General features: G+C 53.3%; 30 protein-coding genes. 16 read left to right on the top strand and 14 right to left on the bottom strand.

All coding sequences use genetic code 11. The features are described from left to right. Positions 1-921: a Kdo(2)-lipid IV(A) acyltransferase gene (locus NA330_RS03145; RefSeq protein ID WP_000163972.1), complete on the bottom strand. Its 921-nt coding sequence runs from the start codon at positions 919-921 to the stop codon at positions 1-3. A 219-nt stretch (positions 922-1,140) separates the two neighbouring features. Here NA330_RS03145 and trhO point away from each other — a divergent pair, with 219 nt between their 5' ends. Further along, complete coding sequence (gene trhO, locus NA330_RS03140; RefSeq protein WP_001144623.1) at positions 1,141-2,193, top strand: oxygen-dependent tRNA uridine(34) hydroxylase TrhO; 1,053 nt, start codon at positions 1,141-1,143, stop codon at positions 2,191-2,193. Between the two features lie 51 nt (positions 2,194-2,244). Here trhO and NA330_RS03135 read toward each other — a convergent pair whose 3' ends face one another. The 10 genes from NA330_RS03135 to mdtH form a co-directional block, all read right to left on the bottom strand. After that, complete coding sequence (locus NA330_RS03135) at positions 2,245-2,820, bottom strand: YceI family protein (RefSeq protein WP_000739886.1); 576 nt, start codon at positions 2,818-2,820, stop codon at positions 2,245-2,247. Next, a complete protein-coding gene (locus tag NA330_RS03130; RefSeq protein ID WP_023242582.1) occupies positions 2,817-3,389 on the bottom strand; it encodes a cytochrome b in 573 nt (190 codons plus the stop codon). Before NA330_RS03130 ends, NA330_RS03135 begins: the two co-directional genes overlap by 4 nt. Positions 3,390-3,651: 262 nt before the next feature. Beyond that, positions 3,652-3,765, bottom strand: coding sequence for a YceO family protein (locus NA330_RS03125; RefSeq protein WP_001253282.1), 114 nt, complete (start codon positions 3,763-3,765; stop codon positions 3,652-3,654). Positions 3,766-3,805: 40 nt separating this feature from the next. Next, positions 3,806-4,924, bottom strand: a complete 1,119-nt coding sequence (solA, locus tag NA330_RS03120) for an N-methyl-L-tryptophan oxidase (protein ID WP_023205470.1) — start codon at positions 4,922-4,924, stop codon at positions 3,806-3,808. 112 nt (positions 4,925-5,036) lie between these two features. Continuing rightward, positions 5,037-5,291 (bottom strand): biofilm formation regulator BssS, encoded by a 255-nt coding sequence (bssS, locus tag NA330_RS03115; protein ID WP_000414441.1) that lies wholly within the window; start codon positions 5,289-5,291, stop codon positions 5,037-5,039. A 289-nt stretch (positions 5,292-5,580) separates the two neighbouring features. Further along, positions 5,581-5,826, bottom strand: coding sequence for a DNA damage-inducible protein I (gene dinI, locus NA330_RS03110; RefSeq protein WP_001217763.1), 246 nt, complete (start codon positions 5,824-5,826; stop codon positions 5,581-5,583). 73 nt (positions 5,827-5,899) lie between these two features. Next, the gene (gene pyrC, locus NA330_RS03105; RefSeq protein WP_023242581.1) at positions 5,900-6,946 is read right to left on the bottom strand and encodes a dihydroorotase; all 1,047 of its coding nucleotides are present in this window, start codon (positions 6,944-6,946) and stop codon (positions 5,900-5,902) included. Positions 6,947-7,049: 103 nt separating this feature from the next. After that, positions 7,050-7,610, bottom strand: a complete 561-nt coding sequence (locus NA330_RS03100) for a lipoprotein (RefSeq protein ID WP_000713057.1) — start codon at positions 7,608-7,610, stop codon at positions 7,050-7,052. A 124-nt stretch (positions 7,611-7,734) separates the two neighbouring features. Further along, positions 7,735-8,382: a glutaredoxin 2 gene (gene grxB / locus NA330_RS03095; RefSeq protein ID WP_000780893.1), complete on the bottom strand. Its 648-nt coding sequence runs from the start codon at positions 8,380-8,382 to the stop codon at positions 7,735-7,737. Between the two features lie 63 nt (positions 8,383-8,445). After that, positions 8,446-9,654, bottom strand: a complete 1,209-nt coding sequence (gene mdtH / locus NA330_RS03090; protein WP_000092178.1) for a multidrug efflux MFS transporter MdtH — start codon at positions 9,652-9,654, stop codon at positions 8,446-8,448. 236 nt (positions 9,655-9,890) lie between these two features. Here mdtH and rimJ point away from each other — a divergent pair, with 236 nt between their 5' ends. The 4 genes from rimJ to murJ all read left to right on the top strand — a co-directional run bounded on the left by rimJ (position 9,891) and on the right by murJ (position 13,922). Continuing rightward, positions 9,891-10,475 (top strand): ribosomal protein S5-alanine N-acetyltransferase, encoded by a 585-nt coding sequence (gene rimJ / locus NA330_RS03085; RefSeq protein ID WP_000468204.1) that lies wholly within the window; start codon positions 9,891-9,893, stop codon positions 10,473-10,475. A 35-nt stretch (positions 10,476-10,510) separates the two neighbouring features. Continuing rightward, on the top strand, positions 10,511-11,158 hold the full coding sequence (locus NA330_RS03080; protein WP_023242580.1) for a YceH family protein: 648 nt from the start codon (positions 10,511-10,513) through the stop codon (positions 11,156-11,158). Between the two features lies 1 nt (position 11,159). Continuing rightward, on the top strand, positions 11,160-12,083 hold the full coding sequence (locus tag NA330_RS03075; RefSeq protein ID WP_023242579.1) for a Gfo/Idh/MocA family protein: 924 nt from the start codon (positions 11,160-11,162) through the stop codon (positions 12,081-12,083). Positions 12,084-12,386: 303 nt separating this feature from the next. Then, on the top strand, positions 12,387-13,922 hold the full coding sequence (murJ, locus tag NA330_RS03070) for a murein biosynthesis integral membrane protein MurJ (protein WP_001537775.1): 1,536 nt from the start codon (positions 12,387-12,389) through the stop codon (positions 13,920-13,922). 81 nt (positions 13,923-14,003) lie between these two features. Here murJ and flgN read toward each other — a convergent pair whose 3' ends face one another. The 3 genes from flgN to flgA all read right to left on the bottom strand — a co-directional run bounded on the left by flgN (position 14,004) and on the right by flgA (position 15,475). Continuing rightward, entirely contained in the window at positions 14,004-14,426 is a 423-nt protein-coding gene (flgN, locus tag NA330_RS03065; RefSeq protein WP_000197547.1) for a flagella biosynthesis chaperone FlgN, read from the bottom strand. A 4-nt stretch (positions 14,427-14,430) separates the two neighbouring features. Beyond that, positions 14,431-14,724: a flagellar biosynthesis anti-sigma factor FlgM gene (gene flgM, locus NA330_RS03060; protein ID WP_000020893.1), complete on the bottom strand. Its 294-nt coding sequence runs from the start codon at positions 14,722-14,724 to the stop codon at positions 14,431-14,433. A gap of 91 nt (positions 14,725-14,815) precedes the next feature. Then, a complete protein-coding gene (gene flgA, locus NA330_RS03055) occupies positions 14,816-15,475 on the bottom strand; it encodes a flagellar basal body P-ring formation chaperone FlgA (protein ID WP_001194076.1) in 660 nt (219 codons plus the stop codon). A gap of 156 nt (positions 15,476-15,631) precedes the next feature. Here flgA and flgB point away from each other — a divergent pair, with 156 nt between their 5' ends. From flgB to flgL, 11 genes are all read left to right on the top strand, one after another. Beyond that, entirely contained in the window at positions 15,632-16,048 is a 417-nt protein-coding gene (gene flgB, locus NA330_RS03050; RefSeq protein WP_000887043.1) for a flagellar basal body rod protein FlgB, read from the top strand. Between the two features lie 3 nt (positions 16,049-16,051). Further along, positions 16,052-16,456 carry a flagellar basal body rod protein FlgC gene (flgC, locus tag NA330_RS03045; protein ID WP_001196448.1) on the top strand — a complete coding sequence of 135 codons (405 nt, stop codon included), beginning with the start codon at positions 16,052-16,054 and terminating at the stop codon, positions 16,454-16,456. 11 nt (positions 16,457-16,467) lie between these two features. Further along, positions 16,468-17,166: a flagellar hook assembly protein FlgD gene (flgD, locus tag NA330_RS03040; RefSeq protein WP_000020450.1), complete on the top strand. Its 699-nt coding sequence runs from the start codon at positions 16,468-16,470 to the stop codon at positions 17,164-17,166. 26 nt (positions 17,167-17,192) lie between these two features. After that, positions 17,193-18,413: a flagellar hook protein FlgE gene (gene flgE / locus NA330_RS03035; protein WP_023242578.1), complete on the top strand. Its 1,221-nt coding sequence runs from the start codon at positions 17,193-17,195 to the stop codon at positions 18,411-18,413. Between the two features lie 20 nt (positions 18,414-18,433). Continuing rightward, positions 18,434-19,189, top strand: coding sequence for a flagellar basal body rod protein FlgF (locus NA330_RS03030; RefSeq protein WP_000349278.1), 756 nt, complete (start codon positions 18,434-18,436; stop codon positions 19,187-19,189). A gap of 13 nt (positions 19,190-19,202) precedes the next feature. Beyond that, positions 19,203-19,985 (top strand): flagellar basal-body rod protein FlgG, encoded by a 783-nt coding sequence (gene flgG / locus NA330_RS03025; protein WP_000625851.1) that lies wholly within the window; start codon positions 19,203-19,205, stop codon positions 19,983-19,985. A 54-nt stretch (positions 19,986-20,039) separates the two neighbouring features. Beyond that, complete coding sequence (flgH, locus tag NA330_RS03020; RefSeq protein ID WP_001174897.1) at positions 20,040-20,738, top strand: flagellar basal body L-ring protein FlgH; 699 nt, start codon at positions 20,040-20,042, stop codon at positions 20,736-20,738. A gap of 11 nt (positions 20,739-20,749) precedes the next feature. Further along, positions 20,750-21,847 (top strand): flagellar basal body P-ring protein FlgI, encoded by a 1,098-nt coding sequence (locus NA330_RS03015; protein WP_001518955.1) that lies wholly within the window; start codon positions 20,750-20,752, stop codon positions 21,845-21,847. Beyond that, positions 21,847-22,797, top strand: coding sequence for a flagellar assembly peptidoglycan hydrolase FlgJ (gene flgJ, locus NA330_RS03010; protein WP_000578685.1), 951 nt, complete (start codon positions 21,847-21,849; stop codon positions 22,795-22,797). The genes NA330_RS03015 and flgJ overlap by 1 nt, the downstream gene beginning before the upstream one ends. A 64-nt stretch (positions 22,798-22,861) precedes the next feature. After that, positions 22,862-24,523 carry a flagellar hook-associated protein FlgK gene (gene flgK / locus NA330_RS03005; RefSeq protein WP_000096425.1) on the top strand — a complete coding sequence of 554 codons (1,662 nt, stop codon included), beginning with the start codon at positions 22,862-22,864 and terminating at the stop codon, positions 24,521-24,523. A 14-nt stretch (positions 24,524-24,537) separates the two neighbouring features. Next, entirely contained in the window at positions 24,538-25,491 is a 954-nt protein-coding gene (gene flgL / locus NA330_RS03000; RefSeq protein WP_001223032.1) for a flagellar hook-associated protein FlgL, read from the top strand. The last annotated feature ends 57 nt before the right edge of the window (positions 25,492-25,548 follow it).

Genomic DNA, 25,548 nt, shown 5'->3' with positions numbered 1-25,548 from the left:
TCAATAGCGCGACGGTACGCCTTCAGGGCGAGTTTTAAAGCGGCGATGCAACCACATATACTGCTCTGGCGCCATCATAATGCACTGCTCAACAATCTTATTCATCCATGCGGCAGTCGCTTCTGCGTTCTCCAGCGGAGGCGAATATTCCGCAGGAAGAATGATCAGTTCGTAGCCTTTTCCATCGGGTTTACGGCGAGGCACGAAGGGGATAATACAGGCTTTAGACATGCGCGCGAGCATCCAGGTACCGGAGGTCGTGGCAGCCTGGTCGACAGCGAATAATGGTACAAAAACGCTGGCGCGCGGGCCATAATCGTGATCCGGCGCATACCAGATCAATTCGCCGCTTTTCAATGCCTTAACCATGCCTTTCAGATCTTTGCGATCCAACATCGATTTATTGGAGCGTAAGCGTCCCCAGGTCTGTAACCAGTCGAGCAACGGATTATCATTCGGGCGATAAACTCCGATCCCCGGGTTATGCATACCAAACATGCGGGCGCCAAACTCAAGGGTAAGGAAATGTATTCCTACCAGAATGAACCCCAGCCCCTGCGCTTTAACTTCACGGATATGCTCCAGACCGCTCGCTTCCATCCAGCGGTTCACTCGCCGATCGGGCCAGAACCAGGCCATGCCGGTTTCCATCACGCCCATACCGACGGATTCAAAGTTTTTGACCACCATGGTGTGGCGTTCCTGCGCGCTCATTTCCGGAAAGCATAATTCAAGGTTGCGATAGGCGATTTTCGCGCGGCGTTTCATTACGCGTCGCGCCAGGTGGCCCAATGCGCAACCCAATTTATAGATGACCGGGTAGGGGAGTTGCACGACCAACCAAAGCGCGCCTATACCCAACCAGGTTAACCAATAGCGCGGGTGCAGTAAGGCCACGGAGAACTTAGGCAACTTCGTCATTTCTATCCTGTCTTTCAACGAACAATTCCCCGTATTCTCGCATCTTTTTGCGTTGAGCAAAAATATGTAGCAGGAGAGTGGCGATTAAATCGGCAATTGTTGTTAATTATTTAGTGTAAAGTAGGAAATGTAGCGCAAAATGTGTGGATGTAAATTGGCGAGACTTGCCTTATCATGCCTGCCCACTTTATTTTTTGCTGATTGCAGGATACGTACACCATGCCAGTGTTACACAACCGCATCTCTAATGACGAGCTGAAAGCCAAAATGCTGGCGGAAAGCGAGCCGCGTACGACAATTTCTTTTTATAAATATTTCACTATCGCCTCGCCGCAGCAGACGCGGGACGCGTTGTATCAGGTGTTTACGGCGTTGGACGTTTTTGGTCGTGTTTACCTGGCGCATGAAGGCATCAATGCGCAAATCAGCGTGCCGCAAAGCAAGCTCGAGACCTTTCGTCAACAGCTTTATACGTTCGACCCCGCGCTGGACGGGCTGCGTTTAAATATCGCGCTGGAGGATGACGGAAAGTCATTTTGGGTGCTGCGTATGAAAGTTCGCGACCGTATCGTTGCTGACGGTATTGACGATCCGAGTTTTGACGCCAGTAATGTCGGCGATTATCTGAAGGCGGCAGATGTGAATGCGATGCTGGACGATCCTGACGCGGTCTTTATTGATATGCGCAACCACTATGAGTATGAAGTCGGCCATTTCGAAAATGCTCTGGAAATCCCGGCGGATACGTTTCGTGAACAGTTGCCAAAAGCGGTTGAAATGCTGCGGGAACATGCAGATAAAAAGATAGTGATGTACTGTACCGGCGGTATTCGTTGTGAGAAAGCCAGCGCCTGGATGAAACACAACGGTTTCAATAAAGTCTGGCATATTGAGGGTGGCATCATTGAGTACGCCCGTCGCGCGCGCGAGCAGGGGCTTCCCGTTCGCTTTATCGGCAAAAACTTTGTATTTGATGAGCGAATGGGCGAACGAATCTCGGATGAGGTTATCGCGCATTGTCATCAGTGCGGCGCGCCCTGCGATAGCCATACCAACTGCAAAAACGACGGTTGCCATCTGCTGTTTATCCAGTGTCCGCAGTGCGCCAGTAAATTTAACGGCTGCTGTAGTGAACAATGCTGTGAAGAGTTGGCCTTGCCGGAGGAAGAACAGCGCCGACGTCGTGCGGGTCGCGAGAACGGCAACAAAATTTTTAATAAATCGCGTGGTCGGCTTAATAGCAAACTGAGCATTCCCGATCCGGCTGAGTAATATTTTGCCGGATAGCAGCGTAAAGGCCGCTATCCGGCATTTCGCCAGGCGTTACTTCTGCTGAACGCCTTCTACTGAGATGATAAGCTCAACCTCTTGTGAGGCCGGGCCGAGATCGGTAGTTATATTGAAATCCTTCAGCTTAATTTTTCCTTCGGCCTCAAAGCCCGCGCGCTTACCGCCCCACGGATCGTCGCCCTGGCCCATCAGCTTCGCTTCCAGCGTCACCGGTTTAGTCACGCCATTGAGCGTCAGATTGCCGGTAATATCCAGTTCATCGCCCTCTTTTTTCACGCTGGTAGAGGTGAAGGTTGCCTGCGGGAATTTCGCAACATTAAGAAATTCCGCGCTACGCAGGTGTTTGTCACGTTCGGCATGGTTAGTGTCGACGCTATTGGTGTTAATGGTCACGTTCACTTTGTCGGCCGACGGATTTTTTTCGTCAAAAGTGAACGTGCCGTCGAAATCTTTAAAGGTGCCGTATAGCCAGCTGTAGCCCAGATGCTGGATGCGGAAATTGACGAACGCATGTTGGCCTTCTTTATCAATTTTATACTCCGCCGCCACGGCGGAACCGGTCGTGAATAACAAGGATGCGAGGGTGAATCCCAGCAGGTTTTTTTTCATTTTTGAGCTCCATAGTCAGATGACGACATTCCTGTCATACGTTTCAGTGTGTCGTCTTTATCGATGAAATGGTGTTTTAGCGCCATAACCCCATGCGAGAGCGAGATAATGACCAGCGACCAGGCAAACCACAGATGCAGCGTTCCGGCGATGTCAGCCTGCGCGCCCGCGTCCGTAAGCGTGGCCGGAATCTCAAACCAGCCAAAGACGCTAATCGGTTTACCATCGGCGGTGGAAATCAGGTAGCCGCTAATGATTATCGCAAAGAGCAGGAGATACAGGAGGAGATGACCCGCGGCGGCGCCAGCGCGCGTTAAACGGGAATAGCTGGTCAACGCAACGGGCGGCGGAAAATAAAGCCGCCAGATAATACGCACGATCAGCGCCATCATCAGTAATATGCCAATACTTTTATGCATTTCCGGTGCCTGGTGATACCAGCCGTCGTAATAACTTAGCGTGACCATCCATAAACCCAACGCAAACATGCCATAGACCACCAGGGCGGTCAGCCAGTGGAGCGCGGCGGAAACCACGCCATAACGCTGTGGAGTATTTTTAAATTGCATAAACACACCAACGAATATTTCACGAGAGAATGAAAATGGCGTGGAAAAGCGCCGAATGCAACTTATAAATAAGAATTTGAATGACATTTATTTTTATTTCAATAATTTTGATGTTGTTTGCGGTTCAGCTTCAGAAGTTTCGAGATATTTCCCCCTGATAACCGCACAACGGCAGGAACTGACATTATTGCCGTGCTTCAACGTTATGAAATAAAAAGTGAGGAACTTTCAGGAAGTGTCAGTTAACGTCAATGAAAAGCAATCAGAAGAAAAGGAGATAAACAATATCCATCACCGCCAGCAGCGACCAAAGAATAACGTAAAGCATGAAATGTTCGCGAATATTATTCATCAGAAAATGAAAGAGACGGCGCATAGCTTACCTTAATAAACAGCCCCTTTACGGGGCCGACAAATTATTGGCTAAAACGGGAAAGCCGGAACGGCGTCAGATCAAAGGAGGGCGTTTTTCCCAACGCAAAATCCGTAGCGATTTCTCCTAACACCGGGGCGAATTTAAAACCATGTCCGCTGAGTCCAGTGATGACAAGCGTGTTCTCATGGCCAGGCAGCGTATCGATAATAAAATCCTCGTCCGGCGAATTATCATAGGTACATGCCGCCCCATGTAAACAACCGCCGATACCCGGCAGTACGTTACGCAGGAAAGGAAATGCTTCCGCGCCATCGCTGGCAACGGCGGCAAAGGGCTTGCGCTCTTCCGGAGCCTGTATTCGCTGTCCGCCATTGTGTTTGCCGATTTTTAACTCGTCGTTCTCCGCCGGGAAGCCGTAATATTGATCGCCGTTGGGCATTTCGCCGGTAAAGGCCGGAAAGCGGTTTTTAGTGCTGTAACGTCCATCCGCCTTAAACCAGGCAAAAACTTTACGTACGGGCTGAACGGGCAGCTCCGGTACCAGCGCTTTGACCCAGGTGCCCGCGCTAATTAGCGCCTTGCTGGCGTGGTAGCTGCCTTCACTCGTCTCTATCGTCACACCGTTATCATCATGATGAATATGGCTTACCTGGCTGTTGAATAGCTGTGCGCAGCCAGCCTCTCGGGCCAGACGAAGCCATGTGGTAATGGCTAATTCGCTGCGCAGGAAACCGGAGTCAGCTTCAAACAGCCCGATATAATTTTCGGGCACGCGAATTTCCGGCCAGCGCGTCATAAGGGCCGTCGCGTCCAGGCGCTCGACGTTCAATTGCCACTGTTGCGCGCTTCGTGCGACGTTGGCTAAGAAAGCGGAATCGGCCGGGCCGAGGTTGACGACGCCGGAGCGGACAAAAATAGGCTCTTCATTGTGTGTGGAGAGTTCATCCCAAAGCGTCTGGGCGCGAAGCACCAGCGGGACATATTTTTCGCCTTCACCATAAGCGTGGCGGATAAGGCGGGTATCGCCGTGGTGGCTGCCCTGTTGATGAGGCGGCATATGCGCATCGGTCATCAGAACCTTTAGCCCGGCGCGGGTGGCGTAATAACCAGCGGCGGCGCCAACCGAACCGCTGCCGATAATAATAAGGTCGTATTTCATCAGCTTCTCTCTGCTATCGCGATGATTTCAGGGTAAATAACTGCGCTGAGATATACAAGCCAGAAATAAGTGAGGCACCTTACGGTGCCTGAGAGAGGGGGAGCGCGTCACGCTAATGGCGACGATACTCGTTTTCCTGGTAATCACCTGATTCTATTTTGGCGATGCCGGCTTCTAATATTGAAATAAATTGCCTGGCTACATCTGTTGTTAACCAGAGCGTTTGACCAACTTCAGTCCCTTCCGGTTCCGGACGATTTGGGGTCTGGTAGTGCAAACGCAGCATCAGCGCATCATAGCTATCGACGGTGCTGATGTCCCATCCTACAAGCGGATGGGTCTGAATGACTTCATTATTCTTTTCCATCATGCCCCCCTGGTACGTGTTATAAGACAACGGTTCTCGAGGTTCAATGCGTGTTTTTCTTCTGAAGCAACTTCAGTATACCAATTAATAAGGCTATTCACTGCGTTTTTAAAGAGACCGGAGGATAAATGTCTCTTTTTAAGAATTATATGAACAATAAAGCGGCAGTTCATTCATATTTTTTTAGGATGTTGTGCAATTATTTTGAGGGTCAGGTGAAATATTCATCAGTTGCGCAAATAAAAAAGCCGGGGCGACCCGGCAAACATACATCACTGCATATCATTTTTTATTCATTGATGAACCAGTCATCAGCGCTCTCCCAGGTCTCCTGGAGAATCTCGCTAATGCGTTCTTTGTCCTCTTTTGATGCGCCAATGACGGACAAGTTGTTGGCGGTAGCGTAACGTACGGTGACGTTACCCAAGTTCTCAGGAAAATGATGGCTAATACGACGGGAGAGTTCGCCCGCCAGCGCATCAATCGCACCGGCAGGCAGAGGTGACGTTTTGGCTATAGTGACTTCAATACGCATAATGACCCCCTGTTGAATATACTGGATATATATACAGTTAAATCCAATATATAGCAACAGGTAAGCGCATTTTTTATTTTTTTACTGACCAGCGTACTGTTTCACCCGCTAAAAAAGGCACCAGCGAATCATCAGCCAGCGCGATATTTTCCGGTATCTGTTGTTCATCGCGAACCAGTTCCACCCACCCCGTATTCACCGGCAGGCCATAGAATTGCGGGCCATTCAGTGAACAGAACGCTTCAAAGTGCGCCAGCGCGTTCATTTCCTCAAACACGGCGGCATAACTGCCAAGGGCGGAGGGGGCGTTGAAACAACCGGCGCAGCCGCAACTGGTCTCTTTACGATGACGTGAATGCGGCGCTGAATCCGTCCCCAGGAAGGCGCGCGTAAAACCACTGGCGACCAGGTCGCGTAACGCCTGCTGGTGAATATTGCGTTTCAGAATCGGCAGACAGTACAGGTGAGGACGAATGCCGCCGACCAGCATATCATTACGGTTAAACATTAAATGTTGAGGCGTAATGGTCGCCGCCAGGTAGTCGTTGCCGTCACGGACATACTGCGCGGCATCTTTGGTCGTGATGTGCTCAAAGACCACTTTAAGCGCGGTCAGACGCTGGCGTAGCGGTTCCATTACGTTGTCGATAAAACGCGCTTCACGATCGAATATATCAACCTCCGCATGGGTCACCTCCCCGTGGACCAGCAATGGCATTCCGAGTTTTTCCATCCGCTCCAGTACCGGCATGATAGCGTCGACTGACGTTACGCCATGACTGGAGTTAGTGGTGGCATTGGCCGGGTAAAGCTTAGCCGCAGTAAATACGCCTTCATGGAAACCACGCTCCAGTTCATCGGCATCGAGCGAATCCGTTAAATAGCAGGTCATTAACGGCGTGAAATCATGCCCGGCGGGCACCGCATCGAGAATACGCTGGCGGTAGGCGATCGCTGCATCAACGGTCGTGATGGGGGACGCCAGGTTCGGCATCACGATAGCGCGACCATAAATTTCGCTGGTATAGGGTACGACCGTTTTTAACATGTCGCCATCGCGAAGGTGAACGTGCCAGTCGTCCGGGCGGCGGATCTTTAAAACCTGGGATGGTGCAGTCATTAATAAGCTCCGGCTGAGGAATAGTCTTTTTGCCGGAAACAAAGGATAAGCGGAAACGTTTTCGTTTGCACGTAAAAAAAGGGCGCGAGCGCGCCCTCCGAAATCAATTGGTGAAAGGAATAACGATTTCACCAGGTTTAACTTCAATGCCTTTCGCGAGTTTCTTCGCTAACGCTTCGCCTTTACTGCTGTCCTCACGCAACACGTAAGCGGGCCGCTGGTTAAAGTAGCTACGTAAAGACTGATTTAAATAGGGCAGGAGCGTTTGTAGCACCGATTGCATTTTCTCCGGCGTCACGGTGGCGTCTACTACTTCCATCTCCTGAAGATAGATGGCGCCTTTTTCTTTATCAAAGACCGGCAGGGCTTTTAGCTTGAGTTTCATCGTCGCTTTTTGACTGCCAAACAGGGAATTCATATCCAGCCTGGCATCGCCAGTAAGGGTGACTTTATTAGGCTCTTCCCGACCAATCTGGCTGACAAGGTTAGTCAATACGATATGCGCGTCGGCAATGCCGGGCAGACCAATATCTTTTGAGAAATTATTCCGTTTTTCAAGCGCTTGATTGATTTCTTGTTCGCTAATGGTGTATTGCGTAAGTTGATTACAACCCACTAACAGGCCGCTAACTACCAGCGCAGCGGCAAAAAAAAACTTTTTCATGGCGTTCCTTAGCATGTTGCCTGTGCCCTAATCTTGACACAAAGCAGCATGTCGCGCCAGCGGACATGGTGCCACTAGAAAAAGCTGAAAAAGGCGGCAAGAAAGGGTTGCCGCCTGGCGGGAGTTAGATAGCCATTGAGGAGAGTAAATTAATTTGCGTCTGCTTCGCCATATTATCGCGATAGTCCGCGACTTTTGTCGGCCAGTGGATACCGGCGACCAGCGTCAGATTACGCAGAAGCGGAAACAGATGAATATCATCTTCCGATAATTCGCCGTTAACGGCGTTAGGCTGTACGATGAGTTTATCCAGCAAACGTAAATCATCGCCGATCTTTTTAATCAGTCCGGCAGAGTGCGCAAGATGGTTGTCAAAACTGCCAGATGAGGCCTCTTTTTTGCGGATAAAATACTGGCGCGCCGCAGGGGTAGAAAATTCATCGAAAGCGGATTTTGCAAATCGCGGCAGCAGTAGCTGATTAACGTAACCGTTAACTTTGCGCAACCACTCTTCAATGGCTGGATTGCGTTTCCCGGTTAACAGCGGTTTGCCGTCGAGGTTGTCGACATAATGTACAATATCCATACTTTCAGGAAGGTAGCGACTATCATCTTTTTGCAGGATGGGCACCATCTTTTGACCAATCATCCGGGTGGGCGTCGCCTCGTCGTCATTTTGTAACACGTTAAGTTCAACGGGGATGTTCTTCAGGCCGAAAATCATGCGGGCTTTAACGCAGAAAGGGCAATGATCGTAAATATAAAGCTTCACGTTTCTCCTCCATTTGACTGTCGGTATCTGACCAGTATGGAGGAGATAGCGACAGGTATCAAATCAGGCGCCGGGTTCCAGCATCCGGCGCGGCGTGCGTTTATGACTAAATTGCCAGCCTAAAGCCAAAAAGGTAATGAAGCCGATAATACCGAGCATCATCCACGGTAGTTCAGGCTGCGCAAGCGCTTTCCCCATATCAAACAACCAGCCGCCGCCGATATAACCAATCGCGCCGCCAATGGCTAATCCCAGACGGCTAAAGCCCATATAGCTTCCCCGCGCCCTCGCGTCCGCGAGCGACGCGCTGAGCGTTTCGCGCGCCGGTTCGGCGATAACCGAGCCGATGTAGAAAGCGCAAATAAGCGTAAAAAGCTGCTGTAAATTGCCCACCATCCCGATGGGGAGCATGCTCAGCGACATGACGAGCAAACCGGCCATCAGCCGATGCTCCAGCCGAAAACGCTTTTCGCTCCAGCGGGCAATCGGGTAGAGCAACGTCAGCGAGAGACACGCCTCAATAGCGTACATCCATTTCACGGCAGCAGGCGAACCGGCGATATCGTTTACCATAATCGGCAGCATTAACATGACCTGTACCGCCAGCATATAGTAGCCCGCCAGCGTCAGCACGTAGGTGACAAACCTTTTATCGCTCATGACGCGGCGCATTCCTTCACGCACCGGCGTTCTGACCGTTGATAGCTTCCAGGCCGGAAGCAGCCATGCATTGAAAAGGGCGCATAATATGAACAAAATAGCGCCTGTCGCGCAGACCAGGCGAAAATCGTATTGTAGCAACCAGCTTCCCAGCAGCGCGCCAATCACCGCGCCCGCGCTGTCCTGCATCATCAACAGAGAGAAGAAGCGGCCCCGTTGCTCCGGACGAATTAATTTGACCACCAGCGCTGAACGCGGCGGGTCAAAAAGCGTACCGCCGAGACCGGAAAGAAAGCAGGAAAACCACAAGAGCCAGGGCTCATGCGCGATACCCATGGTGGCAAAGCCTGCGGCGCGCATCAGCATACCGGTGACAATCATCGGTTTCGCGCCAAAGCGATCGGCGATGGCGCCGCCAAAAATGCCCAGACCTTGTTGAATAAACTGGCGCAGGCCGAGCGCGATCCCTACCATTACGGCAGCCCACCCCATTTGATCGACAAAGCGAATAGAGATGAGCGGGAATACGACGAAAAAACCCAGCACCACCAACATGTTATCGATGAGAAGAAAATATTTACCCAGGTTCCTCGCCTGCGAGACGCGCGACATTTCCCCTCCCGGGAAATAAAAGATGAGCGTCTTCTATTCTGCGGCGGCGTTTCGTTTTTTCCTACCGTTAGCGGGACAATATTTTTTTATCAAAAGTCCTTTTTAATCGAGAGTTTTCATCAAAAAGTGGCAGCAATTCAAAAAATGACGATTTGCGCTTTTCACAGAGCCTGGTTGCGCAGGTATAGTAATGTTACTGGCGTGCTGAAGACGTTACAGGAAGGAGTAGGTATAGAATGTTTGGCTATCGTAGTAACGTGCCAAAAGTGCGCTTAACCACCGATCGTCTGGTGGTACGTTTAGTGCATGAGCGTGATGCCTGGCGTCTGGCCGATTATTACGCGGAAAATCGTCATTTTTTAAAACCCTGGGAACCGGTCCGTGATGAAAGTCATTGTTATCCTTCAGGATGGCAGGCGCGTCTGGGAATGATCGGTGAATTTCACAAACAGGGCTCCGCCTTCTATTTCGCGCTACTTGATCCGGAAGAAAAAGAAATTATCGGCGTGGCGAATTTTTCCAATGTGGTGCGCGGTTCTTTTCATGCCTGTTATCTGGGCTATTCCATTGCGCAGAAGTGGCAGGGGCAAGGGCTGATGTTTGAAGCCTTAACCGCTGCGATTCGCTATATGCAGCGCACTCAGCATATCCACCGTATCATGGCGAACTATATGCCGCACAACAAACGTAGCGGCGCGTTGCTGGCGCGGCTTGGCTTTGAGAAAGAAGGCTATGCGAAAGATTACCTGTTGATTGATGGACAATGGCGCGACCATGTCCTGACGGCGTTAACCACGCCGTTATGGACGCCGGGGCGTTGAGCGGCTTACGGAATGAGAGGCAAAGGGAGAAAACGATGAAATATGAATTAACCGCCACTGAAGCGCGAGTGATTGGCTGTCTGCTGGAAAAGCAGGTGACAACGCCGGAACAGTATCCGCTTTCCGTCAACGGCGTGGTGACAGCCTGTAATCAGAAAACCAACCGTGAACCGGTGATGAACCTGACGGAACAAGAGGTACAAGAACAGCTCGATAACCTGGTGAAACGCCACTTTTTGCGTACGGTCAGCGGGTTTGGCAATCGCGTCACCAAATATGAACAGCGTTTCTGTAATTCCGAATTTGGCGATCTGAAACTTAGCGCGGCGGAAGTGGCGCTTGTCACTACGCTGCTGCTGCGCGGCGCGCAAACGCCCGGCGAGTTGCGTAGCCGGGCGTCGCGGATGCATGAATTCAGCGATATGGCGGAAGTTGAATCCACGCTGGAACGGCTTGCCAGTCGTGAGGACGGCCCGTATGTCGTCCGTCTGGCGCGTGAACCGGGTAAGCGCGAAAGCCGTTATATGCACCTTTTTTGCGGCGACGTCGATGAACTGTCTCTCCAGACGTCTGCGCCGGAAAGTGCGTCGGGCGATCTTCAGTCGCGCGTCGAAGCGCTGGAAAGCGAAGTGGCGGAGTTAAAGCAGCGGCTGGATTCTTTGTTAGCTCACCAGGGAGAGTAATGTGAGAACATTACGGATTGGCATTGTTGGGTTAGGCGGTATTGCGCAGAAGGCCTGGCTGCCGGTATTAACCAACACCGCCGGATGGACGCTACAGGGCGCCTGGTCTCCTTCGCGGGATAAAGCCTTACGTATCTGCGAAAGCTGGCGCATACCGTATGTGGATTCGCTGGCGAATTTAGCGTCCGGCTGCGATGCGGTCTTCGTCCACTCCAGTACCGCAAGCCATTATGCCGTGGTCAGCGAACTTCTCAATGCCGGCGTCCATGTCTGCGTGGATAAACCGCTGGCGGAAAATCTACGTGATGCTGAACGGCTGGTGGCGCTGGCGGCGCAAAAAAAATTGACGCTGATGGTTGGCTTTAATCGCCGTTTCGCGCCGCTGTACCGCGAACTGAAGACGCGCCTCGGCACTGCGGCGTCACTGCGTATGGATAAACATCGTACCGATAGCGTCGGGCCGCACGACTTACGTTTTACTTTGCTCGATGACTATCTGCATGTCGTGGATACCGCACTGTGGCTGGCGGGCGGCGAGGCGCGCCTTGCCAGCGGCACGTTGCTCACCAGCGAGTCCGGCGAAATGTGCTATGCGGAACATCATTTTTCCGCCGACAAACTACAAATTACCACCAGTATGCACCGGCGCGCCGGAAGTCAGCGTGAATCGGTCCAGGCCGTCACCGACGGCGGGTTGTATGACGTGACGGATATGCGTGAATGGCGCGAAGAGCGCGGGCAGGGTATTCTCATCAAACCCATTCCGGGTTGGCAAACGACGCTTGAACGGCGTGGTTTTGTCGGATGTGCGCGGCATTTCATTGACTGCGTACAAAATCAGACGGTTCCGGAAACGGCGGGGGAGCAGGCGATTTTGGCCCAGCGCGTCGTGGAGGCGCTGTGGCGGGACGCCATCAGCGAATAATCCTCTGTAACATCTGGCGGTAGTAATTCATCGTAATCCAGGTACTATACCCTCAATAATTCGAGTTGCAGAAAAGCTAACGCACATGCAGCTCGAAGTATGGCGGGTATATATGCCCACTCTACATAATACCTCTTTTCACAGTGAATAATGGCAAACCGTGGGGAGTCTGTAAGGCCTGATAAGACGTTTTAACGTCGCCGTCAGGCGCGGTGATACAGCCGGATACGGCAGAAGTTGCGTTATCCGGTCGATGGATCAGCCATGCAGGAGTTTTACGCCAGGGTCTGGAATACAAAAGAAATGAATTTATTGAAATCGCTGGCTGCCGTCAGCTCGATGACTATGTTTTCACGCGTGTTGGGCTTTGCCCGTGATGCGATTGTCGCCAGAATTTTTGGCGCAGGGATGGCGACCGACGCCTTTTTTGTGGCGTTTAAACTCCCCAATCTACTACGCCGGATCTTTGCCGAAGGCGCTTTTTCTCAGGCCTTTGTGCCTATCCTGGCGGAATATAAGAGCAAGCAGGGTGAAGAAGCGACGCGGATCTTTGTCGCTTACGTTTCCGGCCTGTTGACGCTGGCATTGGCCGTCGTGACGGTGGCCGGTATGCTGGCCGCCCCGTGGGTGATTATGGTAACCGCGCCGGGTTTTGCCGATACTGCGGATAAATTCGCGCTGACGACGCAACTGCTGCGGATTACGTTTCCCTATATTCTGCTGATCTCGCTGGCTTCACTGGTTGGCGCCATTCTCAACACCTGGAATCGCTTCTCTATTCCCGCTTTTGCGCCGACATTTCTTAATATCAGCATGATCGGTTTTGCATTATTCGCCGCGCCATACTTTAATCCGCCGGTGCTGGCGTTAGCCTGGGCTGTCACCGTCGGCGGCGTGCTGCAACTGGTGTATCAACTTCCGTATTTGAAAAAGATCGGTATGCTGGTGCTGCCGCGCATTAACTTTCGCGACACTGGGGCGATGCGGGTGGTCAAACAGATGGGGCCGGCGATTTTGGGCGTTTCCGTCAGTCAGATCTCCCTTATCATCAATACCATTTTCGCCTCGTTTCTGGCCTCCGGCTCGGTCTCATGGATGTACTATGCCGATCGGTTGATGGAGTTCCCGTCCGGCGTGCTGGGCGTGGCGTTGGGGACCATCCTGTTGCCGTCATTGTCGAAAAGCTTTGCCAGCGGCAATCATGATGAGTACTGCCGCCTGATGGACTGGGGGCTGCGTTTGTGCTTTTTACTGGCGTTGCCGAGCGCGGTAGCGTTAGGCATTCTGGCGAAGCCGCTGACGGTCTCGCTGTTTCAGTACGGTAAATTCACCGCCTTTGATGCGGCGATGACGCAGCGGGCGTTAATCGCCTATTCGGTGGGGCTGATTGGCTTGATCGTCGTAAAAGTGTTGGCCCCGGGCTTCTATTCTCGCCAGGATATTAAAACGCCGGTGAAAATCGCCATCGTGACGTTAATCATGACGCAGTTAATGAACCTGGCGTTTATTGGACCGCTGAAACACGCCGGGCTGTCGCTCTCTATTGGTCTGGCGGCATGTCTCAATGCGTCGCTGCTGTACTGGCAACTGCGCAAACAGAATATCTTTACGCCACAACCGGGTTGGATGTGGTTCCTGATGCGTCTGATCATTTCCGTACTGGTGATGGCCGCCGTATTGTTCGGCGTGTTGCATATTATGCCGGAGTGGTCGCAAGGGTCGATGTTATGGCGTTTGCTGCGTTTGATGGCGGTAGTGATCGCGGGTATCGCGGCCTATTTTGCCGCGCTTGCCGTGCTGGGCTTTAAAGTGAAAGAGTTTGTTCGCCGGACGGCGTAAATTCAGTGCCTGATAGCGCTGTGCTATCAGGCCTACAAGGCATTCAGGCCGGAAAGGCGCAACGTCGCCATCCGGCAATGATTAGATAGAAATTTTTTTACCGCCGCGGTGAGAGACGGAAGTCTGACCGTCAGCCCCGTACAAGGTCGGCTCCTGGTGAGGTTTCAGCACCTCCAGCGCCTGTTGATTACGCTCGATTTGCCCTTCCAGCAGCCAGCCGTTGTGCTGGTTGAGGTCGCGAAGATGCTGCGTTTTTTCGGTAATCGCCTGCCAGCGCTCTGCAATGTCATCGTTTGCGCTACGCTGCGCATTCTGCTCCAGACGGCGCTGTTGTTCCAGATAATCCAGCGTCGCCAGCAACGAGCTTTTTTCTTCTGTAATACGCTGTAGCTGGCTGCCGTTAATCTGGCCTACGGAAAGCTGTTGTTGCTCGGCGTCCATCACCGTCTTCAGGTCATTCAGGACGGTGGTCATCTGGTCAAGTATTTCTGACAAACGAGTCATACGCTTATTTACTCTGTAAGTAGCTCTGCGCCTCGCGAATGAGCGAGTCTGCTATTTTTCCCGTATCCATTTTTAACTCACCGTTACGGATAGCCGTTTTTAATGCTTCGACGCGTTCCATATTAATGTCGCTGACGCCTGGCTGCATGAGCTTCGCTTGCGCGTCGCTTAACGTTACGCTGGCGCTCGTCGCGGCGGACGTTTTTTCCTGACGCGTTTTTTGTACCGGCGTATCGCTGGTTTCGCGCGTCTGGACAGTGCTAACGGGTTTCAAAGGTGAGGTACGGTCAATGCTCATTTATTTATCCTCATCGAGGGTTACGTTGTAGCGGCCAGCTACCATCATGGTTGAATATCTCATCGGCAGCCGCGACAAAATCTTTACACAATTATAGGTTAATAAGAATATTCCCATCAGAATCGACGGTTCCACTCACGATTTGACCCGATGTCATGCGCACGCGCGCATTTTGCGCGACGGCGGCATTATTCATCGCCTGACCTTCCGCATTGACGCTAAACCCCTCGCCATTGGCGATGACCTGTACTCGTTGACCCGCTTTGACGCGCCAGGCCTGACGTATCATCGTAAGCTGTACCGGCTGCCCGGGAGCGAGATCGCGCAAACTGACGGCATCCTGAATCTGACGGATATCCAGTACCGTCCGCGGCGGTAACTGATCCAGCCTGCCACGTTTTAGCGTGACGTTGGCCGGCGTCAATTTTCCGCCGCGCGCGACGGGCGCGGCAACGGCGACATAATTGCCGGTCGCTTGCACATTCACCTGCAAATAACGTTTTTCATTGGCGCAGCGCGCCACCACATTGACGTTGCCCCACAGCTTCGCGCTGCCCGTCATGCTGAAGGCTGGCTGCTCGCAGCTCGGCAGCAGATTGGGCGGTGAACGGAGCGTGACAACCACCTCGTCGCTGAAGCCAGCCAGACGCTGGGAAAACCACGTGGTCAGCTGGGCGTTGATGTCCTGCGCCATTGTCAGGGGGCTGAACAGCAAAGCCGCCACGGCGAATCCTCGTTTTAACGTTTGCATGGTACTTCCCCCTGGTTGATGTCATGACAGGATTCTACCCGTGTGAAGCAAGCATCAACGCAATAAATAGCGACGCATTTTGCGTTTATTCCGGCGATAACGCGCGCGTGAAGGCATTTAAGCTGTCGGCTGAATTTTGCCATTTGCGGAGGAGATATGCTCGACAGGCTCGATGCCGCCTTACGATTTCAGCAGGAAGCGCTAAATCTGCGCGCGCAACGTCAGGAAATATTAGCGGCGAATATCGCCAATGCCGATACGCCGGGGTATCAGGCGCGCGATATTGATTTTGCCAGTGAGTTAAAAAAGGTGATGGTGCGTGGACGGGAAGAAACCGGCGGCGTCGCGTTAACGTTGACTTCCTCTCACCATATTCCCGCCCAGGCGGTCTCTTCTCCCGCAGTGGATCTGCTTTACCGCGTACCCGATCAGCCTTCTTTGGATGGTAACACCGTAGATATGGACAGGGAACGTACGCAGTTTGCGGATAACAGTCTCAAATATCAGATGGGGCTTACCGTTCTGGGTAGCCAACTCAAAGGCATGATGAATGTGCTACAGGGAGGAAACTAATTCGTGGCGCTGTTAAACATTTTTGATATTGCCGGATCGGCGCTTGCCGCGCAGTCCAAGCGGTTGAACGTTGCGGCCAGTAACCTGGCGAATGCGGATAGCGTCACCGGCCCGGACGGACAGCCTTATCGCGCCAAACAGGTGGTTTTTCAGGTGGACGCCGCGCCGGGGCAAGCCACTGGCGGGGTAAAGGTCGCCAGCGTGATTGAAAGTCAGGCACCGGAAAAGCTGGTTTATGAGCCAGGCAATCCGCTGGCGGACGCTAATGGTTACGTCAAAATGCCCAACGTCGATGTGGTCGGCGAAATGGTTAACACGATGTCAGCCTCGCGCAGCTATCAGGCAAATATCGAAGTCCTGAATACCGTAAAAAGCATGATGCTTAAAACGCTGACATTAGGCCAGTAAAGGAGGCGCGTATGTCTATTGCCGTAAATATGAATGACCCGACCAACACGGGCGTCAAAACGACGACCGGCAGCGGGTCGATGACCGGAAGCAACGCTGCCGATCTGCAAAGCAGTTTCCTGACCTTACTGGTCGCGCAATTGAAGAACCAGGACCCGACTAACCCATTACAAAATAATGAGTTAACGACGCAGTTGGCGCAAATCAGTACCGTGAGCGGCATTGAAAAACTGAATACGACGCTGGGGGCTATTTCTGGGCAAATCGATAATAGTCAGTCCCTACAGGCGACCACGCTGATTGGACATGGCGTTATGGTGCCTGGCACCACAATTCTGGCGGGTAAAGGCGCGGAAGAAGGGGCCGTGACGTCCACGACGCCGTTTGGCGTGGAATTGCAACAGCCTGCGGACAAAGTGACGGCAACCATTACCGATAAAGATGGCCGGGTGGTACGGACGCTGGAGATCGGTGAGTTGCGAGCCGGGGTACACACCTTTACCTGGGATGGTAAGCAAACGGACGGAACAACGGTACCGAATGGTTCTTACAACATTGCGATTACCGCCAGCAATGGCGGAACGCAACTGGTGGCGCAGCCGCTGCAATTCGCTCTGGTACAGGGCGTGACGAAGGGCAGTAACGGCAACCTGTTGGATCTGGGTACCTACGGCACCACCACACTCGACGAAGTTCGGCAAATAATCTAAGCCCTTACACTTATCAGGAGTCAGTCATGTCTTTTTCTCAAGCGGTTAGCGGCCTGAACGCTGCGGCCACCAACCTTGATGTTATCGGTAATAACATCGCCAACTCCGCCACCTATGGCTTTAAGTCCGGTACGGCATCATTTGCCGATATGTTCGCCGGTTCCAAAGTGGGGCTGGGCGTAAAAGTGGCGGGGATTACCCAGGATTTTACCGACGGTACGACAACGAACACCGGGCGCGGGCTGGATGTCGCGATTAGCCAGAACGGTTTTTTCCGCCTGGTAGACAGCAACGGTTCCGTGTTCTATAGCCGCAACGGCCAGTTCAAACTGGACGAGAACCGTAACCTGGTCAATATGCAGGGGATGCAGTTGACCGGCTATCCGGCCACCGGTACGCCGCCGACCATTCAGCAGGGGGCGAATCCTGCGCCGATCACCATTCCGAACACGCTGATGGCGGCGAAATCGACCACCACCGCATCAATGCAGATCAACCTGAACTCGACGGACCCTGCGCCGTCTAAAACACCTTTTAGCGTGAGTGATGCGGACTCGTATAACAAAAAAGGCACCGTCACCGTTTATGACAGCCAGGGTAATGCCCATGACATGAACGTCTATTTCGTTAAAAGCTCTACCAAAGATAATGAATGGGCCGTGTACACCCATGACAGCAGCGATCCTGCAGCCACTGCGCCGGCGGCACCATCAACGACTCTGGTATTTAATCCCGACGGAACACTGAAGTCCGGCGGTACGGTCGACGACATCAAAACCGGTACGATTAATGGCGCGACAGCGGCCACCTTCTCCCTCAGCTTCCTTAACTCCATGCAGCAGAACACCGGGTCGAACAACATCGTCGCCACCAATCAGAACGGCTATAAGCCTGGCGACCTGGTGAGCTACCAGATTAACAACGACGGCACCGTAGTTGGCAACTACTCCAACGAGCAGGAGCAGGTGCTGGGGCAGATAGTGCTGGCTAACTTCGCCAACAACGAAGGTCTGGCATCTCAGGGCGATAACGTCTGGGCGGCAACGCAGGCTTCTGGGGTAGCGCTGCTGGGGACTGCCGGTTCCGGCAACTTCGGTAAGCTGACGAACGGCGCGCTGGAAGCCTCTAACGTGGATTTGAGTAAAGAGCTGGTGAATATGATCGTCGCGCAGCGTAACTACCAGTCGAATGCGCAGACCATCAAAACCCAGGACCAGATCCTCAATACGCTGGTTAACCTGCGCTAAGCGCCTGACGGGATAGCTTAATGGATCACGCAATTTATACCGCCATGGGGGCGGCCAGCCAGACGCTTAACCAGCAGGCGGTAACGGCCAGCAACCTGGCTAATGCCTCAACGCCGGGCTTTCGCGCGCAGCTTAACGCGTTACGCGCGGTGCCTGTTGATGGCCTCTCTTTAGCAACGCGCACGCTGGTTACGGCGTCGACGCCCGGGGCGGATATGACCCCGGGTCAGTTGGACTACACTTCCCGCCCGCTGGATGTTGCGTTACAGCAGGACGGCTGGCTGGTAGTGCAAGCGGCGGATGGCGCTGAAGGATATACCCGTAACGGGAATATCCAGGTGGGCCCGACCGGGCAGTTAACCATTCAGGGACATCCGGTTATCGGCGAAGGCGGCCCGATTACCGTTCCTGAAGGGTCGGAAATCACCATTGCGGCAGACGGCACGATCTCCGCGCTCAATCCCGGCGACCCGCCAAACACGGTGGCGCCCGTTGGGCGACTGAAGTTGGTCAAAGCGGAAGGCAATGAGGTGCAGCGGAGCGATGACGGTTTATTCCGCCTTACCGCCGAGGCACAGGCTGAACGCGGGGCGGTACTGGCCGCCGACCCGTCAATTCGCATTATGTCGGGCGTGCTGGAAGGCAGTAACGTCAAGCCGGTTGAAGCCATGACCGACATGATCGCCAACGCACGTCGTTTTGAAATGCAGATGAAGGTTATCACCAGCGTAGATGAGAACGAAGGGCGAGCTAACCAACTGCTGTCGATGAGTTAATACAGGACATTTTATGATCAGTTCATTATGGATCGCCAAAACCGGTCTGGATGCGCAGCAAACCAATATGGATGTGATTGCCAATAACCTGGCAAACGTCAGCACCAATGGTTTTAAGCGTCAGCGCGCGGTATTTGAAGATCTGTTGTATCAGACCATCCGCCAGCCGGGCGCGCAGTCGTCCGAGCAGACGACGCTGCCTTCCGGGCTGCAAATCGGTACCGGCGTGCGTCCGGTCGCCACGGAGCGTCTGCACAGTCAGGGGAACCTGTCGCAGACCAACAACAGTAAAGATGTGGCGATTAAAGGGCAGGGCTTTTTCCAGGTCATGCTGCCGGACGGTACGTCTGCCTATACCCGCGACGGCTCTTTCCAGGTGGATCAGAATGGTCAACTGGTGACGGCGGGCGGTTTTCAGGTGCAGCCGGCAATCACCATTCCGGCCAACGCGTTAAGCATCACGATTGGCCGCGACGGCGTGGTCAGCGTTACCCAGCAGGGGCAGGCCGCGCCGGTTCAGGTCGGGCAGCTTAACCTGACCACCTTTATGAACGACACCGGTCTGGAAAGCATCGGCGAGAACCTCTATATCGAAACGCAATCGTCCGGCGCGCCGAACGAAAGCACGCCGGGGCTCAACGGCGCGGGGTTGTTGTATCAAGGGTATGTCGAAACGTCGAACGTTAACGTGGCGGAAGAGCTGGTGAACATGATTCAGGTTCAACGCGCCTATGAAATTAACAGTAAAGCAGTATCGACGACCGATCAGATGCTGCAGAAACTGACGCAACTCTAAGGGGCCGCCGGTGGGGGATACGCCACCGGCTCCCTGATTTTGAAGATGAAGGTAATGCAAAAATACGCGCTTCACGCTTACCCAGTTATGGCCCTGATGGTCGCGACGCTGACAGGATGCGCCTGGATACCCGCTAAACCGCTCGTGCAGGGGGCGACCACGGCGCAGCCGATACCTGGCCCGGTACCGGTGGCGAATGGCTCCATATTTCAGTCTGCGCAGCCGATTAATTATGGCTATCAGCCGCTTTTTGAAGATCGTCGACCGCGTAATATCGGCGATACGCTCACGATTGTGTTACAGGAAAACGTCAGCGCCAGTAAAAGCTCGTCGGCAAATGCCAGCCGCGACGGCAAAACCAGCTTTGGTTTTGATACGGTACCGCGTTATCTGCAGGGATTATTCGGTAATTCCCGCGCGGATATGGAGGCCTCCGGCGGCAACTCTTTTAATGGTAAAGGCGGCGCGAATGCCAGCAATACCTTTAGCGGCACGCTGACCGTGACCGTCGATCAGGTTCTGGCCAATGGCAATTTACACGTCGTGGGGGAAAAACAGATCGCGATTAATCAGGGAACGGAATTCATCCGCTTCTCCGGCGTGGTAAATCCACGCACCATCAGCGGCAGCAACTCTGTTCCCTCGACACAGGTGGCGGATGCGCGGATTGAATATGTCGGGAACGGCTATATTAACGAAGCGCAAAATATGGGCTGGCTGCAACGTTTCTTCCTTAATTTGTCGCCGATGTAAGCGAGGTGTATGTGTTTAAAGCTCTTGCAGGAATCGTTCTGGCACTGGTTGCCACTCTGGCGCACGCCGAGCGTATCCGGGATCTGACCAGTGTCCAGGGAGTACGGGAAAACTCGCTGATCGGCTACGGGCTGGTGGTCGGGCTGGACGGTACGGGCGACCAGACGACCCAGACGCCATTTACCACCCAGACGCTGAATAACATGCTGTCACAACTGGGGATTACGGTCCCCACCGGCACCAATATGCAGTTGAAAAACGTGGCGGCGGTGATGGTGACGGCGTCGTATCCGCCTTTTGCGCGACAGGGACAAACGATCGATGTCGTCGTTTCCTCAATGGGGAACGCTAAAAGTCTGCGTGGCGGGACGTTATTAATGACGCCGTTAAAAGGGGTGGACAGCCAGGTGTATGCTCTGGCGCAGGGCAATATTCTGGTCGGCGGCGCGGGCGCTTCCGCAGGCGGCAGTAGCGTGCAGGTTAACCAGCTTAATGGCGGGCGCATCACTAATGGCGCGATTATCGAACGCGAGTTGCCGACTCAGTTCGGCGCTGGCAACACCATTAATCTGCAATTGAACGACGAAGATTTTACGATGGCGCAGCAAATTACCGACGCCATCAACCGCGCCCGCGGTTACGGCAGCGCCACTGCGCTTGATGCGCGAACGGTACAGGTACGCGTGCCCAGCGGCAACAGCTCGCAGGTGCGTTTTCTGGCGGACATTCAAAATATGGAAGTCAACGTGACGCCGCAGGATGCAAAAGTCGTGATCAACTCGCGTACCGGTTCGGTGGTCATGAATCGGGAAGTCACGCTGGATAGCTGCGCTGTGGCGCAGGGCAATTTGTCAGTGACAGTCAATCGCCAGCTCAACGTCAACCAGCCGAATACGCCATTTGGCGGCGGGCAGACCGTGGTGACGCCACAGACTCAAATAGATTTGCGTCAGAGCGGCGGATCGCTACAGAGCGTGCGTTCCAGCGCCAATCTGAACAGCGTAGTGCGTGCGCTGAATGCGCTTGGCGCGACGCCGATGGACCTGATGTCGATTTTGCAGTCCATGCAGAGCGCGGGCTGTCTACGCGCCAAACTGGAAATCATCTGATGATCGGAGACGGTAAATTGCTGGCCAGCGCGGCCTGGGATGCGCAATCTCTGAACGAACTGAAAGCGAAAGCGGGCCAGGACCCGGCGGCGAATATCCGTCCTGTGGCCCGTCAGGTGGAAGGGATGTTTGTGCAGATGATGCTGAAAAGTATGCGCGAGGCTTTACCCAAAGATGGTTTATTCAGCAGTGATCAGACGCGTCTGTATACCAGCATGTATGACCAGCAGATCGCCCAGCAGATGACCGCCGGTAAGGGATTGGGGCTGGCGGATATGATGGTTAAACAGATGACGGGCGGGCAGACGATGCCTGCGGATGACGCGCCGCAAGTACCGCTTAAATTCTCCCTGGAGACGGTAAACAGCTATCAAAATCAGGCGCTGACCCAACTGGTGCGCAAAGCCATACCGAAAACGCCGGACAGCAGCGATGCGCCGCTCTCCGGCGACAGTAAAGACTTTCTGGCCCGACTTTCGCTCCCGGCGAGACTGGCCAGCGAACAAAGCGGGGTGCCGCATCATCTGATTCTGGCGCAGGCGGCGCTGGAGTCCGGTTGGGGGCAGCGGCAAATCCTGCGGGAGAATGGCGAACCCAGCTATAACGTATTTGGCGTGAAAGCGACCGCCAGTTGGAAAGGGCCGGTGACGGAAATCACCACCACTGAATACGAAAATGGCGAAGCGAAAAAAGTGAAAGCGAAATTCCGCGTCTATAGCTCGTATCTGGAGGCGTTATCGGATTATGTCGCGCTGTTAACGCGTAACCCACGCTACGCTGCCGTGACCACTGCCGCCACGGCAGAGCAGGGCGCAGTGGCTCTGCAAAACGCCGGATACGCCACTGACCCGAATTACGCGCGTAAATTGACCAGCATGATTCAGCAGTTGAAAGCGATGAGTGAAAAGGTCAGCAAAACCTACAGCGCGAATCTCGACAATCTCTTTTAAATTGCTCAAGTCCACGTAGTCGCTGCCGATAACAACGAGTATTGAAGGATTAAAAGGAACCATCATGTCCAGCTTGATTAATCACGCCATGAGCGGACTTAACGCCGCGCAGGCCGCGTTAAATACGGTCAGTAATAACATCAACAATTATAACGTTGCGGGTTATACCCGGCAGACAACTATTCTGGCGCAGGCAAACAGTACGTTAGGGGCTGGCGGCTGGATAGGTAATGGCGTTTACGTTTCAGGCGTACAGCGCGAATATGATGCGTTTATCACTAATCAGCTACGCGGCGCGCAAAACCAGAGCAGCGGCTTGACCACGCGCTATGAACAGATGTCGAAAATCGACAACCTGCTGGCCGATAAATCCAGCTCACTGTCTGGTTCGTTGCAGAGTTTTTTTACCAGCCTGCAAACGTTAGTCAGTAATGCGGAAGATCCTGCGGCGCGTCAGGCGCTGATTGGTAAAGCGGAAGGGCTGGTAAACCAGTTCAAAACCACCGATCAGTATCTGCGCGATCAGGATAAACAGGTCAATATCGCGATTGGCTCCAGCGTGGCGCAAATCAACAATTACGCGAAGCAGATAGCTAACCTGAACGATCAAATCTCCCGTATGACGGGCGTAGGCGCGGGCGCATCGCCGAACGACCTGCTCGATCAGCGTGATCAGTTGGTCAGCGAGCTTAACAAGATCGTTGGCGTCGAGGTGAGTGTACAGGACGGCGGCACCTATAACCTGACGATGGCCAATGGCTATACGCTGGTGCAGGGGTCGACGGCGCGTCAGTTGGCGGCGGTTCCCTCCAGCGCCGACCCGACGCGAACGACTGTCGCTTATGTCGATGAGGCCGCCGGTAACATCGAAATTCCGGAAAAGTTGCTGAACACCGGTTCGCTCGGCGGGTTACTGACGTTCCGTTCTCAGGATCTGGATCAGACTCGTAATACGCTGGGCCAGTTGGCGTTGGCGTTTGCCGATGCGTTTAACGCGCAGCATACCAAAGGTTATGACGCCGACGGCAATAAAGGGAAAGACTTCTTTAGCATTGGCTCGCCGGTGGTATATAGCAACAGTAATAATGCCGATAAAACGGTATCGCTAACCGCTAAGGTGGTCGACAGCACGAAGGTTCAGGCGACGGATTATAAGATTGTTTTTGACGGTACAGACTGGCAGGTTACTCGCACTGCGGATAACACCACCTTCACGGCGACAAAAGATGCTGACGGAAAACTGGAGATTGACGGTCTGAAAGTGACGGTAGGGACCGGCGCACAGAAAAACGACAGTTTTCTTCTCAAGCCGGTCAGCAATGCTATCGTCGACATGAACGTTAAAGTGACGAATGAAGCCGAGATTGCGATGGCGTCTGAGTCAAAACTCGATCCTGACGTGGATACCGGCGACAGCGATAACCGCAATGGTCAGGCATTGCTGGACTTACAAAACAGCAATGTAGTGGGCGGCAACAAAACTTTTAACGATGCTTACGCCACGTTGGTCAGCGATGTGGGTAACAAAACGTCAACGCTGAAAACCAGCAGCACCACGCAGGCGAATGTGGTTAAACAGCTTTATAAACAGCAACAGTCGGTTTCCGGCGTTAACCTCGACGAAGAGTACGGCAATTTGCAGCGTTATCAGCAGTATTATCTGGCGAATGCGCAAGTATTGCAGACCGCGAATGCGCTGTTTGATGCGTTACTGAATATTCGCTAAAGGAGAAGGATGACATGCGTATCAGTACCCAGATGATGTACGAACAAAATATGAGCGGCATCACTAATTCTCAGGCCGAATGGATGAAGCTGGGCGAGCAGATGTCTACCGGTAAGCGCGTTACCAACCCATCTGACGATCCGATCGCCGCGTCGCAGGCGGTAGTACTCTCTCAGGCGCAGGCGCAGAATAGCCAGTATGCCCTGGCGCGTACGTTTGCCACCCAAAAAGTGTCGCTGGAAGAAAGCGTACTCAGTCAGGTGACGACGGCGATTCAAACCGCGCAGGAAAAAATCGTCTATGCCGGAAACGGCACGTTAAGCGACGATGACCGCGCGTCGCTGGCGACGGATTTACAGGGGATCCGCGATCAGCTGATGAACCTGGCAAACAGCACTGACGGCAATGGTCGCTATATCTTTGCCGGGTATAAAACGGAAGCGGCGCCATTCGACCAGGCGACAGGTGGTTATCATGGCGGCGAGAAAAGTGTTACCCAGCAGGTGGATTCCGCACGCACGATGGTAATTGGCCATACGGGTGCGCAAATTTTTAATAGCATCACCAGCAATGCGGTGCCGGAGCCGGATGGCTCGGACTCCGAAAAGAATCTGTTTGTCATGCTCGATACGGCAATTGCCGCACTCAAGACCCCGGTGGAAGGCAATGACGTGGAAAAAGAAAAGGCCGCTGCCGCCATTGATAAAACCAATCGCGGCTTAAAAAATTCGCTTAATAACGTCCTGACCGTTCGTGCGGAACTGGGAACGCAACTGAGCGAACTCAGTACGCTGGATTCACTGGGAAGCGACCGTGCGCTGGGACAGAAGCTACAGATGAGCAACCTGGTAGATGTGGACTGGAACTCGGTCATTTCCTCCTACGTCATGCAACAGGCGGCATTACAGGCGTCCTATAAAACGTTTACCGACATGCAGGGAATGTCGCTTTTCCAGTTGAACCGGTAACGCCTCTTTTTGAAACATATCACGAAACTGGATATGTTTTGTCTGCCCGCGCCATCC

Source organism: Salmonella sp. NW722, from assembly GCF_051702785.1.
GTDB classification, from domain to species: domain Bacteria; phylum Pseudomonadota; class Gammaproteobacteria; order Enterobacterales; family Enterobacteriaceae; genus Salmonella; species Salmonella enterica.
The sequence above is the reverse complement of the archived record's forward strand: the minus strand, read 5'-3'. Positions and strand labels throughout refer to the sequence as shown.